At 41.8% G+C, this 14,389-nt stretch carries 15 protein-coding genes; 7 read left to right on the plus strand and 8 right to left on the minus strand.

The features are described 5' to 3' along the window. Positions 1-180: 180 nt before the first annotated feature. On the minus strand, positions 181-930 hold the full coding sequence (locus N477_RS14795; protein ID WP_063364425.1) for a hypothetical protein: 750 nt from the start codon (positions 928-930) through the stop codon (positions 181-183). Between the two features lie 418 nt (positions 931-1,348). Between N477_RS14795 and N477_RS14800 the strand changes: the two genes are divergently transcribed. The 4 genes from N477_RS14800 to N477_RS26095 all read left to right on the plus strand — a co-directional run bounded on the left by N477_RS14800 (position 1,349) and on the right by N477_RS26095 (position 5,059). After that, positions 1,349-1,807, plus strand: coding sequence for a hypothetical protein (locus N477_RS14800; RefSeq protein ID WP_063364426.1), 459 nt, complete (start codon positions 1,349-1,351; stop codon positions 1,805-1,807). 415 nt (positions 1,808-2,222) lie between these two features. After that, a complete protein-coding gene (locus tag N477_RS14805) occupies positions 2,223-3,731 on the plus strand; it encodes a tyrosinase family protein (protein ID WP_081216656.1) in 1,509 nt (502 codons plus the stop codon). A gap of 9 nt (positions 3,732-3,740) precedes the next feature. After that, positions 3,741-4,499: a DUF2182 domain-containing protein gene (locus tag N477_RS14810; RefSeq protein ID WP_063364428.1), complete on the plus strand. Its 759-nt coding sequence runs from the start codon at positions 3,741-3,743 to the stop codon at positions 4,497-4,499. A gap of 398 nt (positions 4,500-4,897) precedes the next feature. Next, positions 4,898-5,059, plus strand: a complete 162-nt coding sequence (locus N477_RS26095) for a hypothetical protein (RefSeq protein WP_155731910.1) — start codon at positions 4,898-4,900, stop codon at positions 5,057-5,059. A 544-nt stretch (positions 5,060-5,603) separates the two neighbouring features. Here N477_RS26095 and N477_RS14815 read toward each other — a convergent pair. Continuing rightward, positions 5,604-6,209, minus strand: coding sequence for a glutathione S-transferase family protein (locus tag N477_RS14815; RefSeq protein ID WP_063364429.1), 606 nt, complete (start codon positions 6,207-6,209; stop codon positions 5,604-5,606). Positions 6,210-6,332: 123 nt separating this feature from the next. Then, positions 6,333-6,746 carry a VOC family protein gene (locus N477_RS14820; RefSeq protein ID WP_063364430.1) on the minus strand — a complete coding sequence of 138 codons (414 nt, stop codon included), beginning with the start codon at positions 6,744-6,746 and terminating at the stop codon, positions 6,333-6,335. A 294-nt stretch (positions 6,747-7,040) separates the two neighbouring features. Here N477_RS14820 and N477_RS14825 point away from each other — a divergent pair, with 294 nt between their 5' ends. Then, the gene (locus N477_RS14825; protein ID WP_063364431.1) at positions 7,041-8,036 is read left to right on the plus strand and encodes a restriction endonuclease; all 996 of its coding nucleotides are present in this window, start codon (positions 7,041-7,043) and stop codon (positions 8,034-8,036) included. A 104-nt stretch (positions 8,037-8,140) separates the two neighbouring features. Here the strand turns inward: N477_RS14825 and N477_RS14830 are convergent, their stop codons facing one another. Beyond that, a complete protein-coding gene (locus N477_RS14830; RefSeq protein ID WP_063364432.1) occupies positions 8,141-9,046 on the minus strand; it encodes a LysR family transcriptional regulator in 906 nt (301 codons plus the stop codon). 125 nt (positions 9,047-9,171) lie between these two features. Between N477_RS14830 and N477_RS14835 the strand changes: the two genes are divergently transcribed. After that, a complete protein-coding gene (locus tag N477_RS14835) occupies positions 9,172-9,855 on the plus strand; it encodes a pirin family protein (protein WP_063364433.1) in 684 nt (227 codons plus the stop codon). A gap of 116 nt (positions 9,856-9,971) precedes the next feature. Here N477_RS14835 and N477_RS26100 read toward each other — a convergent pair whose 3' ends face one another. Beyond that, complete coding sequence (locus tag N477_RS26100) at positions 9,972-10,208, minus strand: hypothetical protein (RefSeq protein WP_063364434.1); 237 nt, start codon at positions 10,206-10,208, stop codon at positions 9,972-9,974. Between the two features lie 270 nt (positions 10,209-10,478). Between N477_RS26100 and N477_RS14845 the strand changes: the two genes are divergently transcribed. Next, positions 10,479-10,886, plus strand: coding sequence for a hypothetical protein (locus N477_RS14845; RefSeq protein ID WP_063364435.1), 408 nt, complete (start codon positions 10,479-10,481; stop codon positions 10,884-10,886). Positions 10,887-10,931: 45 nt separating this feature from the next. On the opposite strand, the gene N477_RS14850 is transcribed toward N477_RS14845, so the two are convergent. From N477_RS14850 to N477_RS14860, 3 genes are all read right to left on the minus strand, one after another. Beyond that, positions 10,932-11,954, minus strand: coding sequence for a serine hydrolase domain-containing protein (locus N477_RS14850; RefSeq protein ID WP_063364436.1), 1,023 nt, complete (start codon positions 11,952-11,954; stop codon positions 10,932-10,934). A 121-nt stretch (positions 11,955-12,075) separates the two neighbouring features. Next, a complete protein-coding gene (locus tag N477_RS14855) occupies positions 12,076-13,074 on the minus strand; it encodes an AraC family transcriptional regulator (protein ID WP_063364437.1) in 999 nt (332 codons plus the stop codon). 6 nt (positions 13,075-13,080) lie between these two features. After that, positions 13,081-13,854 (minus strand): SDR family NAD(P)-dependent oxidoreductase, encoded by a 774-nt coding sequence (locus tag N477_RS14860; RefSeq protein ID WP_063364438.1) that lies wholly within the window; start codon positions 13,852-13,854, stop codon positions 13,081-13,083. Positions 13,855-14,389 lie beyond the last annotated feature (535 nt).

The raw sequence follows: 14,389 nt of genomic DNA on the forward strand, positions 1-14,389 counted from the left end.
AATTCCTACCTGAGAATAAAAATCTATAGTTATCTAAGTTGAAAATAATATTTGGGTAAAATATCGCCATTAGCATAATGGACTTGACGTGTGTTGTTAAGGTTTTGTTTACAAAAATTACAAAGGTAATAATTTTGCAATATAAAGGGCTGAGAAATTCTCGCCCTTTGTTAGCTAAAATTAATAATGGCTGGTACTTAAAGTGCCTTGCTGAAGGTCTTGAGTTATTTTCCACTCATCAAAAAGCATCGTTGAACCACCAGAGTTTGAACAACGAACAGCGTACGTCATGGAAGAACTGAATGCATCATAAAGCACTTTGCCAGTTTGGTTAAATACATCGCTATAGAGATTATTTACATGCACCTGGCCATTGAATAATCCGGGTACATCACTATTACCAAACTCAACGACACGACACTCACCGTCAGGTGCATGTGTATTTACTGACAATTGCGCTGTCAAAGTAACAGATTGAAAATATCCCGGGTGCCTATCACCTGCGTCAGTCCAGTTATCAAACTGCAATGACCTATCGTAATTAATTGACGGTGCAGCAGGCACTTTGTGATGTACTAAATAACTACGATTATCATCATGACAAGTCAATTTGATCACCTTGGCCACGGTTTCATTGCCATGTTCCACAGCACCAAAAACCACTCGATTATCTGCAACGGCTAACGGCGCTATTAAAGCCCCACTGGCTTCATTATACAATGCAGCCGCGTTACAATTCGCTTGTGCTGCTGTTTCAAAAAATGCGGTCAAATAATGCGACGAAGTCGTCTGCACCATCACACTTTTGACCGGGCCATATGGGTAATGAGTCGCTTTACCAGCATTACTATCCGCATCGTAAATTGTCTCAAGCGCGTAGGCATTACCCGTCATCAAAATACCTACAGCTAGGGCGTGAATTACTTTCATTTTACTCTCCTTTAAAAACAGCCACTCAATAAGTCTATTATTTTTACTAATTATTATGGGCACAAAAATGGCAACCAGCGCTGGTGATAAACACCTTGCTTGCCCGCTCGCTACAAAGCACATCATTTACTTTACAACCTCAACTCGACAAAAAGCCGATATAGGTACGATCTGCCACTATGTGCTATTCCATAATGACCGCAAAAAACAATAAGTCAAATGTTTTTACTTAAATAAAATATCGACATTACAGTAATTACTAACCCTTAAAATAAATATTAGCTATTGATATTTATGGATATATTATTTATTAGATGCGTCATTTTGAAACCGTGCATTTTTTTGCCCATTAAATACGTTACCTTATCCTGACAAGATGGATAGCTTGATACACCTTTATCAGCATGTAGGGAAGACAATGTATTTTTGGAATATATGGGCACTCAAATCAGATCTCAGAGCGAACCTGCTCACCCCTAGATGCGATTTAAAATACCTCATTGCAATACTCATTTTGATGTCATTGCGAAATACCCCAACAGAAACCTCAAATAGCTACGACTATTTAAGTTTGTTATTCGATGTTTTAATGGTTGTGGTCGGTACTTGGTATTGCTTCAAAATAAACGACGGTAACAACGGCAAAGATTTTTTACGCCGATACCTATCTATTTGTTGGGTTGTAGGTGTTCGCGTTCTCGTTTGTACAGTGCCAATTTCCGTGTCTGTCTATTCGCTAGTTTACATAGCAAGAGGCGAAGTATTCGAAGGGACCACACTGTTTGACCTTCTGTTCACTTTGTTATTTTCAGGTGTGTATTACTGGCGAGTCATTGTCCAAATGAAAGACGTTCAAAACTTGGGAATGCGAGAGTAATGCGCACTATGTTAACTCGTAGCACAATGGCCAAAAATCACTGCAATAATAAATCGCCCATATCAACAGATCATTATTCAACTAACCAAACAACGACATACAAAAGTTATTTATACTCGCTTGAGTATCACAAATTACGTTGTTCAGATTCATATCTTTTATATTCAGCGACTTCTATGTTCCACTCTTATAATCACCTTAAAGTCTCAAATTATCAATGGGCTAAATACAGTAGCCGCTATTAAATTAAATAATTCAACACATAGAAAAACGCGTTTATTGCTTTTAACTTAACTAAATCACCGTGTAATAAATCGTAATATTTTTCCCTTTTTTCCGCGCTTACTATTTCAGTGTCGTAGTACACGCTGCGATCAATACACAATTGAAAATTAACGCTACGGAGTAACATCAAATGCGTATACGGAAAAATGTAAACGAAATAAAAGACGGAACCCTTTTATGGTATTCAAAAGCCGTCGAGGAAATGAAAAAACGCGATATCTCTGATCCAACCAGTTGGTGGTATCAAGCTGCAATACATGGGATCGGATTTAAAACATATACAGAAAACCCGTTGGGTCATAATAACATGCATGAATGGAGTGAAGATAGTATATGGAAAAAAGCTAAAGGCATCCCGCAGAATACTATACAAGCAGAAGCGCTTGCGGATGAAATGAAAGACAAGCATTTTTGGCAACAATGCCAACATGGTTCCTGGTACTTTCTACCTTGGCACCGCATGTATTTATACTTTTTTGAACGCATTGTCAGCAAAACAATTCAAGACTTGGGCGGGCCTGACGACTGGACACTACCTTACTGGAATTATTTTAACGCGTTTAATCCAAAGCTGACCCCAAAACTGAAAGAGAAGGCATTATTCATTCCACAAGAATTTGGCTTTTTCTGCAATGATACTCATCAGACACAACCAAACCCAGATTTCCCAGGACTTTGGATAGAAGAGAGACAGAGTTACAAGCTAAACCCAAGAACCCCAGATCACCCAGGCGACCTTTGGGACACATCCAGCATGCAGTCTACAGGGTTTGTAGGTGAAGGCCCAGATGGTTTTGGCGGAGAAATAACCGACTTCAGTCACAATGGTCGCTATTTTGGCGCGCTGGAAAACAACCCTCACAATACTGTACATGACGAGATAGGCGGAACAATGGGTGATCCAAATACTGCCGCACTAGATCCGATTTTCTGGTTGCATCACGCCAATATAGATAGATTGTGGCAAAGCTGGATAGAAAACGGTAATACCGATACAACTGATAAAAAGTGGTTAAACCAAGTTTTTTATTTTCATAATGAGCATGGGGAAAAGGTCTCACTTTCCCCCTCTGATGTACTAAATACGCAACAGCTTGATTACACCTACAGTGAAAACTACTCAGGTTTAAATCAAACAGAACCAGTAATTCATAAATCATACTTAAGAGGTACCTTCGTATTGGATACCATTGCTGCTTCAATTAAACCCTTGTCACTTAACTCAACGCCAATATCAACCAGTCTTGATTTTATATCCAGTGAAAAAACCAAAGTCGTACTTACACACATAGGCACCGAAAGCTCTCCTGCACCTACTGCTGTTTACGTGTCACTAGAGAATATTACCGGTGCTGGAAACATTGCACCTGTTCATATCTTTATAAAACTACCAAATAGCAAAGAACGGTTCTTTGTCGGGAGTTTGGGACTATTCGGACTAACACAGGCATCATCCCCTAGCACACACAGTGCGGGGCAAGGTCTTAATGTACAATTAAACGCAACCGAGATCGTCCACCAATTGAGAGCACACCCGCAATGGAAGCTAGAAGACATACATATTGAAGTAGAGCCAAGTAGGGCGCTAGGTGCAGCAAATGCGACTATTGGTCGGATCAGCATAAAAGCTGAAGTTTAGTTACTGATTATGGCTACGCTAGTTTTTAAAAAAGTGAGCGACTTTAGGGTTGCTCACCCTCACTGGTTCGTGCTGTGCCTTGCCGCGTTAATATGGATGTATTATCTATCCACTTTAATTGGTACCAGCACCGCACACCACCACCATCATGCTCACCATGACATGCACGCCCAAGCAGGGTTTGCCAGCATGACTTGGCAGTGGATGCTGATGGTGTTTGCAATGATGCTACCTATGACCAGCGGGACCATTAGAAACCTGGTAAACAGTGTACCAATATACCGCCAGCAGCTGAGCCTAGCGCTGTTTATTGTTGGCTATTCATCTGTTTGGCTAGTTTTTGGTGTCGCTTTACTCTTGGCAACACATATGATCCAAACCGCCTCATGGACAGCACAATTACACGTGCTGCCCATGGCTGCCTTAGGCTATTTCGCCGCGGGTATGCTCAGTGATGCAGCATTTAGAATGCGTTTACTGAATGCGTGCGGCAGTATTTGGTCACCTAGGCTGAGAGGTTTTAAAGCTGACTTAGATGTATTAACAATCGGTTTAAAAGAAGGGGTTAAATGCGTCAAAACCTGCGCTCACGTTATGATTGCCATGCATATTGCCGGTCACGATATTGTAGAAATGGGCATATTAACAGCAGCGCTGTTTTATGAAGCAACGCTTTATCGAAATAAAAAGCATGTCTTGCGAAACACTTGCTATGTACTTGCCGCGTATCAATTACTTGTTTTTTATTTACCGCACTTTGGTCATTAGGTGTTTTTTTGTTGCCGTACTCTCACTTAGATTACGGCAACAAATATCTTCAACACACTAAATCTTATTAACTACTTTTCTGGTGCATCAACATAGCTTAAGCCACTTGCGAGTCGCAATGCCATCATCGTTCGTTTTTATGTGTTAACAATAATCACTCGGGATATGCCTAAGCATGTGTCAAAAGGCACGGATTGACAATTTAAGAAAATATTTTTACGTGACAAAAATTACAGACCACTTTTATGAAATAAACCAATGCTTTATTTATATTAAAACAAAATAAAATATTTTTATTTTAATAATTACTAAACCATCAAGTAGAAAATTGACAAGAAGAGATTTTATATATATTGTCAACATAGGTTAAATAAAAAACAATAAGAAGGAAATTTAAAATGAAAGTTAAAATAAATAAAAAGAAAATAAAATGCTTATCTCTTAACGCTAAAGATTTACCCTCTAATGTTACTCCTCAAGTAGGTGGTGCATGGCAAGTACCTACAAGAGGTCGCCCTGATTGGGCACCAGGTGATTCTGATTGCTGCTGGGCACACTAAAACCTATTAAAACAAAGCATAAAATATAACATTAGAATTACCATCAAGATCGCTTTATAAAAATCATATAACATATTAACTATGCTATATGATTTTTATATCAATGGATTTTAATTTAATCAACTATACTATGTCGCGATTATAACGACTTTATTTAAAACTTTATTATTCAGCACATCAATGGGAGCAGAGTTGTTGATTTCATATCTGACCTTAATCTCATAACCTACAGACATCACCTTTTTCCTTTTAATCAACCATTAAAATAATGAGTTGATGAGCAATGTGCTCACACGGCGAAATTTATGTTGCCGATAAACCCCAAGTACCTAAATCCCTTTAGGCAATGCGAGGCAAGCCTTGCTTGTACATGGGCGTACCTTCATAGCATGTACGTTCATATCTATTTATTGTAGGAGTTTTTGTGATGAAGGGCGCCGTGGGGTTCCAAGTGCAGATAAGCGCCAGACTAGGTGTGTTTTTGTTGCCGTACTCTGCTTTAGATTACGGCAACAAATATCTTCAACACACTAAATCTTATTAACTACTTTTCTGGTGCATCAACATAGCTTAAGCCACTTTCAATCCGCGCAAACCAGTTTGCTATATGAGGAAAGTCACTTAAATTAACACCCGCTTTTACAGCCAGTTTTGGGTAAGTATACAAGGCAATATCGGCAATGCTTGGTTTGGCACCTAACAAGTAGTCGCGATCACTTAAATGTTTGTCCAAATAAACAAAAAAGCAGATTGTTTTATCATAGGTTTGCTCAAGGTCCCCGGGTTTACCAATGACCTTAATGCCACGATATAAATTAGGACCGCTGAGTACCTCACCAGCTGACATGGATAAAAATTTTTGTACTTCTGCTCTCAGTAAAACTTCCTCTGGATACCAAGTGTTATCCGCATCATACTTTTGAGCGAGGTAAACTAAAATCGCATTCGAGTCACAGATCACAGCGTCACCATCAACCAACACAGGCACCTGTCCAAGAGGATTTAGCGCCACAAACTCCTCTCTCTTGTGTTCCTGCGTATGTGGGTCTAGCAACTTGAGTTCATATGGAAGCCCAAGAATAGATAAAAAGTGTCTTATCTTGTGACCGTTACCCGATAAAGAAAAACTATAAAGCGTTATACCTGACATAAGGATCCTTTTACCTGTTAGTTAGTTTATCTTGAATGCCGTTGATGCATTCAACAATTCGGCTTAGTTTTTCACAGACTTGCAAATGAGTAAATTAAGTATTTTTGAAGATTTCAGTCTAACCTAGTCACTGTTTCGCTGTGCTGGTATATCACTGAGATACTCTACAAACTCAACCTCAAATCCATCGGGATCAATAAAATACACATTTTTTCGATATGCATGGACTGGACCTACTTTATCCACCTCAAAACCAGCTTGCTCAAGACGCTTTACCACCCCGTCAATACTGTTGACCACATAAGCGAAGTGACCCAGACCAACTTGGTGTTCCTTCAATACTCTATTTTGCCCTTCACCATGGTCACTAAAAGCAAGATAGTGGTGATCATCACCAAAATGCAGCCATGTTCGCGGTTTACCAAACCACTCGCCATTGCCTTTGCTCCTGACTTTCCAGTGTGGAAAAGCAGCTCGATAAAAAGTTAATGCAGTGTCTATGTTCTTAACTACTAAATTGACATGTTCCAAATACATATGTGCCTCCTATTTATTTTCCATGGTGAGCTTAAACGTGGCACTTTTATCAGCAGTTAATTGTTCTATATAAAGTTTAATAACGTTTTTCATGGTCTTCCCTCCGTAAGTTGAGTGGCACTTTAAAATCTCAACTTAACTTGAGGTAAAGACTTATTTTGATATTTTTTGAAAAACTGGCCACACGAGCTAAAACCTCACTTGCCAGAGTGCTGAAAAAGCAAATACGCTATTGGTATCAGGCCTTAGAAAATGTAATATTTATGTTTAAAATTCATTTTTAGAGGGAACACTATGTGGATGATTAGAGCCGGTGAAGGCGCATATTTAGTTGACGATTTTGAGAAAGCAGCCTGCGTTAGTATAGGCTGGAACGAAATCGGAGATTTATCTGACATCGCTAATGAATCAGATTTAAAGTCTAAATACTTGGCATCCTTTCAAGGCCAGCATACATCAAAATCGAGTAATGCCGTCGCCATGATTAAGAAATTTCGCTTTGACATGAAAGTGGGCGATCTGGCAATTACCTACAATCCATCTAGCAGGGAGTATTTGGTTGGCGAAATCATAAGTGACTACACTTATGTGCAAGATATTATTGATGATGAGAGTTTCAATCATATTCGTAAAGTCAAGTGGCTTGGTCATGTCAGCCGCGATGCATTGAGCGTATCTTCTCGCAATACTCTCGGCAGCACACTCACCGTCTTTGCCGTTAACCAAGACGTCGCATCCGAAATTAAAAGAAACTTAGACCATCAGCAACCAAACCAAGTGGAAGTGCTTGCAGAAGAAAATGAAAAAGCAATTGAGCAATCTCGAAACGATGTCATTGAACAATCAAGCGAGCTTATAAAAGACCGCATCATCGCTATCTCACCAGAAGATATGGAATACTTAGTTGCAGGTGTATTAAGAGCGATGGGGTATCGGACTCGTGTGTCAAACAAAGGCATGGATCGAGGTGTGGATATATTCGCCTCTCCTGATGGGATCGGGCTTGAATCTCCTAGAATAAAAGTCGAGGTAAAACACCAAAAAAATAAACGTATGACCTCGCAACACTTACGAAGCTTTATTGGCGGACTCCGCGAAGGTGATCGTGCTTTATACGTCAGTACAGGTGGATTTACTAAAGACGCAAAATATGAAGCCGATCGTTCAAATATCCCTTTGACCCTCATTGATATTGACGATTTAATGAAACTCATCACTGAGCATTACGACGAGTTCGACATAGAAACCCGTGTTTTACTGCCCCTCACCAAGGTGTATTGGCCGAGGTAAAGTAATTAAAGCGTCACTCTTAAAACCTGATTTCGCATCAAAATCACTGAGTAATGCACTCAAAATTGCACTTTAACACGCATCAATACCAAACTTGGTGATTTTTATTTCCGTAAAAGCCTCTCAGAAAACACAGCCTGAATAAACTCAACAAATGCGGCAACTTTAGGAATATGCAGACGGTTTTTAGGATATAGCGCGTAAACATCCACCGCTGGTAACTCCCAGTGAGGCAATATAGGCTCAAGCAGATCTTTTTCAGGACTTTGCGAACACATGTAATCTGGCAGTATGGCAACGCCAATGCCATCGACGACCATTTGCTTAAGCACAATGTAATCATCCACCCGCATTCTAGGTGAAATAGTGACATCGCATTGCTGTGTGTCATTAACCAAACTGACGACCTCAGACTTTTGAATACTGCTCATCAACAATACATCTAAATGAGCTAACTGTTCTGGATGACTGATAACGCCATGCTGTTCAACAAATTCTCGACTTGCATAAAACCTTCTCGAAACACGCCCTAAACGCTTAGCAACCAAACGTGAATCAGCTAACTCTCCTATTCTGATCACCAAATCAAACCCTTCTTCAATCACATCAACTCTGCGATTTAGCAGGCTCAATTGCAAATTAACCTGATTGTACTGATGCATGAACTTACTCAATACAGGTTTTAAAATTTCGTGTCCCATGCCCACAGACATGCCCACTTTGAGTTCACCAGCCACCTCGTTGAGTGCTTTTGCAACACTGGCATGAGCCAACTCAATATGCGCTTTGATCTGCTTGCAGTGTTCAAGGTAAACACGCCCCGCTTCCGTTAAATGCTGCGTTCGAGTTGTGCGCTCTAGCAAAGTGATACCTAAGCTGGCTTCCAATTGCGCAACCTTTCTACTCAAATTGGCTTTTGGCATATTTAGTCGCTCTGCTGCCACCGTAAAGCTGCCAGCTTCCACCACAGCCAAAAACAGCAGCATGGCATTCACATCGGTTTTTTCCATCGCCCTCACCTTATTGTTGTTATATATGGAAAAGTAATTCTATTTTATAGGTATATATAAAACAACTATCTGCTCGTACACTTTACTCATCACTTCGAAACAAGATTAAAAATTAGGAAATGACCATGAAAACTCTTTCAAGAGACTCTTTAGAACTAGGCGGTTTTGCAGGCATTACAGAGCACAGATTAGTCACAGATAGCCGCGTTTTTGCAGGGCGTAAAAAGCCAGAAACATTTGAAGGGCTTGGCAGCATGGTGTACTTAGCAGATGCGCGTTACTTACCAAAAGGCCAGTCGGGTATGCACCCACATAGCGAAATTGACGTCATTTCGATTGTCTTAGAAGGCCGAGTAAGCCACGAAGGGTCGTTAGAACATGGAAAAGACTTGAGCGCAGGTGATGTGCAAGTGCAAAGAGCAGGCGGTGAAGGCTTTAGCCACAATGAGATTAACCCAGATGACAAACCAAATCGCATGTTACAAGTGTGGGCACTACCCGAAGTTGCAGGCCAGCCAGCCCAGTACAAGTCATACACACCCAAAAGCAATGGCGTCACACGTATTTATGGCGGTAGCGACAGTCAAACAGAGACTTTTGCTAGCGCAACCACCATGGATATTGCACATTTGGATGTCACACAAAACCTTTTCTTAGAAAAGACCGCTTTAGTTTACGTGATTTCTGGACAAGCACAGGTAGAGCAGCAAGGTCAATTAACGCAAGTGAAAGAAGGAGATTTGATTGAGGCTGGCAATCTAGCAATAACAGCCACTGAGCAATTACATTTACTGATTGTGTCACATTAATGTGGCACTGAAATAGGAGCACATACACAATGCAAACTAAGGCCCCCAATACACACATAATGATGTTGATAAACTATCTTGCGTTGTTTCCCTTGGTCTATTTTATACCCGAGTGGTTAGCACCCATGATAGGCAGCAACAAGCTCGTTCATACCGCACTGGTACTCGCGATTATCGTGCCGATTATTTCTTACTTTGTGATGCCATTGGCCGTAAAAGCGCTGACGAGAAAATGATGAACACATATACGGCCACCAGCCTAGGTGGCTTGCCTGCTGCATACTAAAAAGCATGGTATTGCTGCCAAGCACCTTGCTATCAAACCTGTATAAAATTTCTTGCTCTACCGTCATATTTCCCAACTCCCTTAATAAAACCCCTTGGGCTCAGGGTACACGGTCAATGATACACAATACTGACCTCAACTGAGAACTCAGCACCTTGACAGTCATATAAAGAATACAACTATACGCCTGAAAAATGTGTCAGTTAAAACTGAGAATTAAGTGATGGACAGGTACAAGCATGCAACGTACAATATGAAACTCATATAAGTTACTGAAAAGTAACAAAAATAAATTTAAAGTTACCACTTTAAAAGCTCATTTTAAAAGGACATCATTATGAACGCCATCAAAGCAATCGCCCTTACAGCTGTCGCAGCAGTTACACTCACTCTAACGGCGGTTTTTACCCTAGGCCATGGAAATCACACTCTCAAAGCAATGGCATTTGGCGACCAAGTGATAGAGTATAATATTTACAGAAGCGGTAGCAGGGATACCAATTTCGAAGATACGATTGACTATATTGAAATGCGTCTAAAAGACATGCAAGCAGACGAACACTATGTGCAATATAAAGTTGATACTGCAACAACAAAAACACCGTTTATTGCGGAGCACCAACGTATAAAAATCACTTATCATCGTAACCTAACAGCCACGTTGTGCGGAAAATTTGGTGGGTATGTTGGCATTTATGCCAAAGATAAAGATGAGCCGCTAGAAGATAAATGCATCACAATTTAACCCTGCTTAATAGGTAAAGGGCACGATTAGAGGTGTCCTTTTACCCTAGTCTACTTGGCCCTTTCGCTTGTCCATGAGCTCAAACCCCAGCTTAGCGACTTTTTGCCCTTTTAGTTTATGCATACCCGAAATGTTAGACAAAATGATATACCCAGCGCGGTTTTCTACATCCATGATCATCACAGAGCTATACCCACCTGTACCACCATCATGAAAATATACTGTGTCTGATTGATTATCTCCTTGAAAAACATACCAACCCAAACCCATTTGGGTATGGCCTTGCTTAAACAAGACTTGGCGCTGTAACATTGCCCAAGCATGCATGTCGTCAAAATGAGCCTTCATAAACTGCCCGAGATCTTGCACAGTCGACAGCATGGCCCCCGCACCTTGCAACACACCTAAATCCCAATTTTCGGTCGGGTCGCCGCGCTTATTTAAGCCCATCACTAACTCGCCATGCACATCACGCCAATTACAAAAGCTGCGCGACATGCCAAGCGGTTCAAAAAGACGCTTTTGCAGTAACTGTGTAAAGTTCATGCCCTCTATTTTAGCTAAAACATAACCCAGCAACCCCACTCCTAAATTTGAGTAGTTATGCTTTTTTGTGCGATTAATTTTGATATCGCTGGCAAGATGTGCCAGCAAGTCGGCTTCTAAATAGGCCTGATAGGGGTTGTCTTTACGCTTAAATAACGCCTGCCATAATAGCCCCGGTGGTAATCTAGGCAAGCCTGACGTATGGGTCGCTAACGACTCAAACGTGATCTTTTCATTGTCAGCAATAGCCAAGTCAAGATGAGAAGTAATCGGATCGGTTAAGGCCAACTTGCCTTCACACACCATCTGCGCCAACACAGCATTAGTAAACAACTTGGTGAGCGAACCAATCTCAAATACAGAAGCACGATTGTCAATTTGCTCAACGCCTTTGTTGCCATGCCTTGCACCATAATACTGGCATTGGCCTGCGTCGAACTTAGCCACCGCCAGCTCGGTGTTGGGCGAAAACGCCTTGGCGACTTTATGAATTGACTGTATTTCGTGATCCGCAAATTGCATAGCTGTCCCTTTACTTTTGTCTCCTATTTATTGGAGCATAAGCACAGAGACACTACAAAATGAATAACGTAAGTAAATGTTTATAGTGAAATAGTTTGTAATTTATTGGCACCTCAAAGGGTTAAGATGCCAACTGCTCACGATAGCTGCCTGGCGACACACCATGCCAGGTCGTAAATGCGCGAATAAATGAATTCGATTCTTGATAGCCCAATAAAAACGCCACTTCACTTAAGGATATGTGTGACTTTTGCAAATAATGCTTAGCTAATTCAGAGCGCACGTCTTGCAATACACTGTGAAAGCTCGTGTCTTCATCACTCAATTTTCGCTGCAAAGTGCGCTTACTCATGGTCAGCTTTTGCGCCACCATGTCAACTGAGCTTTGCCCAACAGGCAAGGACTCGATCAACACCGCACGAACCCGCTCAACCGTTGTTGCTGTTGCCGTTAAATCAGCCAGTTTTTGATTTAAGCCCCCTTCAAAATAAGACCACATGCTGGCGTTTGCCGTTAAAAAGGGTCGTGCGGCATCTTCGGCCTTGAATACCATAGAGAGCTTATCACCTTGCTTGAGCTGACAACCAAAAAACGTCTCATATGCACCAATATTACTGGGCAACTCAGGTAGGGTTACCGCTAACGGCGAGGCATGATGGCGCGTTGCCATCCGCAATAGCTTGGTAAAAAACACCATTTCAGTAAGCACCAATACAGCAGGTACAGGCCCTTCATAGCCATAACATGATAGCCCCATTTCAGTGGCAGTGTCAGTGACATCCAGATCCATTTTCATCGGGCCAATTAGGGGTTTGTAATGCTGTATACGTGATAGCGCAGTATTTAAATCAGGGCTACATAAAACAGCAAACAACAACGCATCAAACACTTCTACAGATAAATACTCCGCTACTAATAAAGGCACATCGCGACCATCAGCGGCCTTTTCAATGGCCAACCACCAATCAAAGTACTCTTTTGGCGAGAGCATCACAGGTTCACGGTTGAATACATCTGCTGGTAACTTGGAGTACGCCACCACAGTTTCAACATCAATGTCCATGTCTTTTAATAAAATTTTACAGTTTGCATGTACTGTAAACTTGCTCGCTATTTTCATATCTTGTTACTTTTCCATTGATTGGCGTGACAACTTCAATACCATTTTACGAGGCAGTAACGGGGTGATCCAGTTCAGTAAAAACTGCAGTTTTCGTTCGTTAAACGCCACCAACTGACCTTTTTGCATGGCTTTATAACCGCACTCGGCCACTGACTTTGCCGACCTTGCGTTTTTCCACACATCAACCCCTTCCAAATTACCGGCCGCCACAAAACCTGTATTCACCGCCCCCGGGCACAATGCCGTTGCAGTCACGCCAGTACCAGATAACTCTTCAGCCACCGCCTGCGTGTATGAGGTTACATACGCTTTTGATGCATAGTATACCGCTTGCAGTGGGCCCGGTAAAAAAGACACCGTGGATGACACATTTAAAATACGTCCACGCTGACGCGCCACCATGCCTTTTGAGTATAGATGTGTGAGATCGGTCAATGCGGTGATATTCACTTGCACCATTTGCTGATCTGCCACCATATCACGTTGGTAAAACACGCCATGACCACCAAAGCCAGCGTTATTAATAAGCACATCCACCTCAATATTCAGTGCCGATGTTTTATCAAAAATACGTTGCGCAGCACCCGGCTGAGATAAGTCTTCACTAATCACGGTCGTTTTAATACTGTGCTTAACCTCAAGCTCTTTTGCCAAGGCATCCAACTTATCTTGAGAGCGCGCTACCAAGACTAAGTCACCCCCTTGCTGTGCATGCAAGTGTGCTAATTCAAGTCCAATACCGCCCGATGCGCCTGTGATTAATGCTGTATTTGCCATGTGTTTTACCTCTGTTTAAACCCCGTTGATTCAATGTGCTCAGTATAAGCATTCAAAACGCGCCACACACTGACAGATCGTGACACTCAACATGCAAAAGGTGACAAGCTGCATCAAAGGATGCCAAAGTGGAAACCCCCATTACAGTTTTCGCGGGTTGGTAAATATCGATTGCAGCGAAACACCCATATATGGATCCCGGGGCAAGCCCGGGAAGACGGCCAAGGGAGCACTTAAATAAAACCAACACACCAAGAGAACCCTCGTCATCCTGATAAATATCGTGCATACGGGGAACACGCATGGACGTATTGGCACCATAGTCCTGAGATTCGATTTAGCCCCGTGTGTACGGGGAACATTCTAACAAACGATGGCAGGGAGTTTGTTGTCACGGTTTAGCCCCGTGCATGCGGGGAAGACGTACACGAGGTGCCAGTAGGTATCGACCCTGGCGGTTTAGCCCCGTGCATACGGGGAAGACAATGGCTGTTCAATACCGCGAAATTGTCCGTGCGGTTTAGCCCCGTGCATA

The organism is Pseudoalteromonas luteoviolacea H33-S, from assembly GCF_001625695.1.
Classification (GTDB): Bacteria; Pseudomonadota; Gammaproteobacteria; order Enterobacterales; family Alteromonadaceae; genus Pseudoalteromonas; species Pseudoalteromonas luteoviolacea_B.

Excerpts from the sequence above, each read along its gene's own strand:
- N477_RS14795 (WP_063364425.1), bottom strand. The coding sequence starts at position 930 with ATGAAAGTAATTCACGCCCTAGCTGTAGGTATTTTGATGACGGGTAAT.
- N477_RS14800 (WP_063364426.1), top strand. The coding sequence starts at position 1,349 with ATGTATTTTTGGAATATATGGGCACTCAAATCAGATCTCAGAGCGAAC.
- N477_RS14805 (WP_081216656.1), top strand. The coding sequence starts at position 2,223 with ATGCGTATACGGAAAAATGTAAACGAAATAAAAGACGGAACCCTTTTA.
- N477_RS14810 (WP_063364428.1), top strand. The coding sequence starts at position 3,741 with ATGGCTACGCTAGTTTTTAAAAAAGTGAGCGACTTTAGGGTTGCTCAC.
- N477_RS26095 (WP_155731910.1), top strand. The coding sequence starts at position 4,898 with ATGAAAGTTAAAATAAATAAAAAGAAAATAAAATGCTTATCTCTTAAC.
- N477_RS14815 (WP_063364429.1), bottom strand. The coding sequence starts at position 6,209 with ATGTCAGGTATAACGCTTTATAGTTTTTCTTTATCGGGTAACGGTCAC.
- N477_RS14820 (WP_063364430.1), bottom strand. The coding sequence starts at position 6,746 with ATGTATTTGGAACATGTCAATTTAGTAGTTAAGAACATAGACACTGCA.
- N477_RS14825 (WP_063364431.1), top strand. The coding sequence starts at position 7,041 with ATGTGGATGATTAGAGCCGGTGAAGGCGCATATTTAGTTGACGATTTT.
- N477_RS14830 (WP_063364432.1), bottom strand. The coding sequence starts at position 9,046 with ATGGAAAAAACCGATGTGAATGCCATGCTGCTGTTTTTGGCTGTGGTG.
- N477_RS14835 (WP_063364433.1), top strand. The coding sequence starts at position 9,172 with ATGAAAACTCTTTCAAGAGACTCTTTAGAACTAGGCGGTTTTGCAGGC.
- N477_RS26100 (WP_063364434.1), bottom strand. The coding sequence starts at position 10,208 with ATGACGGTAGAGCAAGAAATTTTATACAGGTTTGATAGCAAGGTGCTT.
- N477_RS14845 (WP_063364435.1), top strand. The coding sequence starts at position 10,479 with ATGAACGCCATCAAAGCAATCGCCCTTACAGCTGTCGCAGCAGTTACA.
- N477_RS14850 (WP_063364436.1), bottom strand. The coding sequence starts at position 11,954 with ATGCAATTTGCGGATCACGAAATACAGTCAATTCATAAAGTCGCCAAG.
- N477_RS14855 (WP_063364437.1), bottom strand. The coding sequence starts at position 13,074 with ATGAAAATAGCGAGCAAGTTTACAGTACATGCAAACTGTAAAATTTTA.
- N477_RS14860 (WP_063364438.1), bottom strand. The coding sequence starts at position 13,854 with ATGGCAAATACAGCATTAATCACAGGCGCATCGGGCGGTATTGGACTT.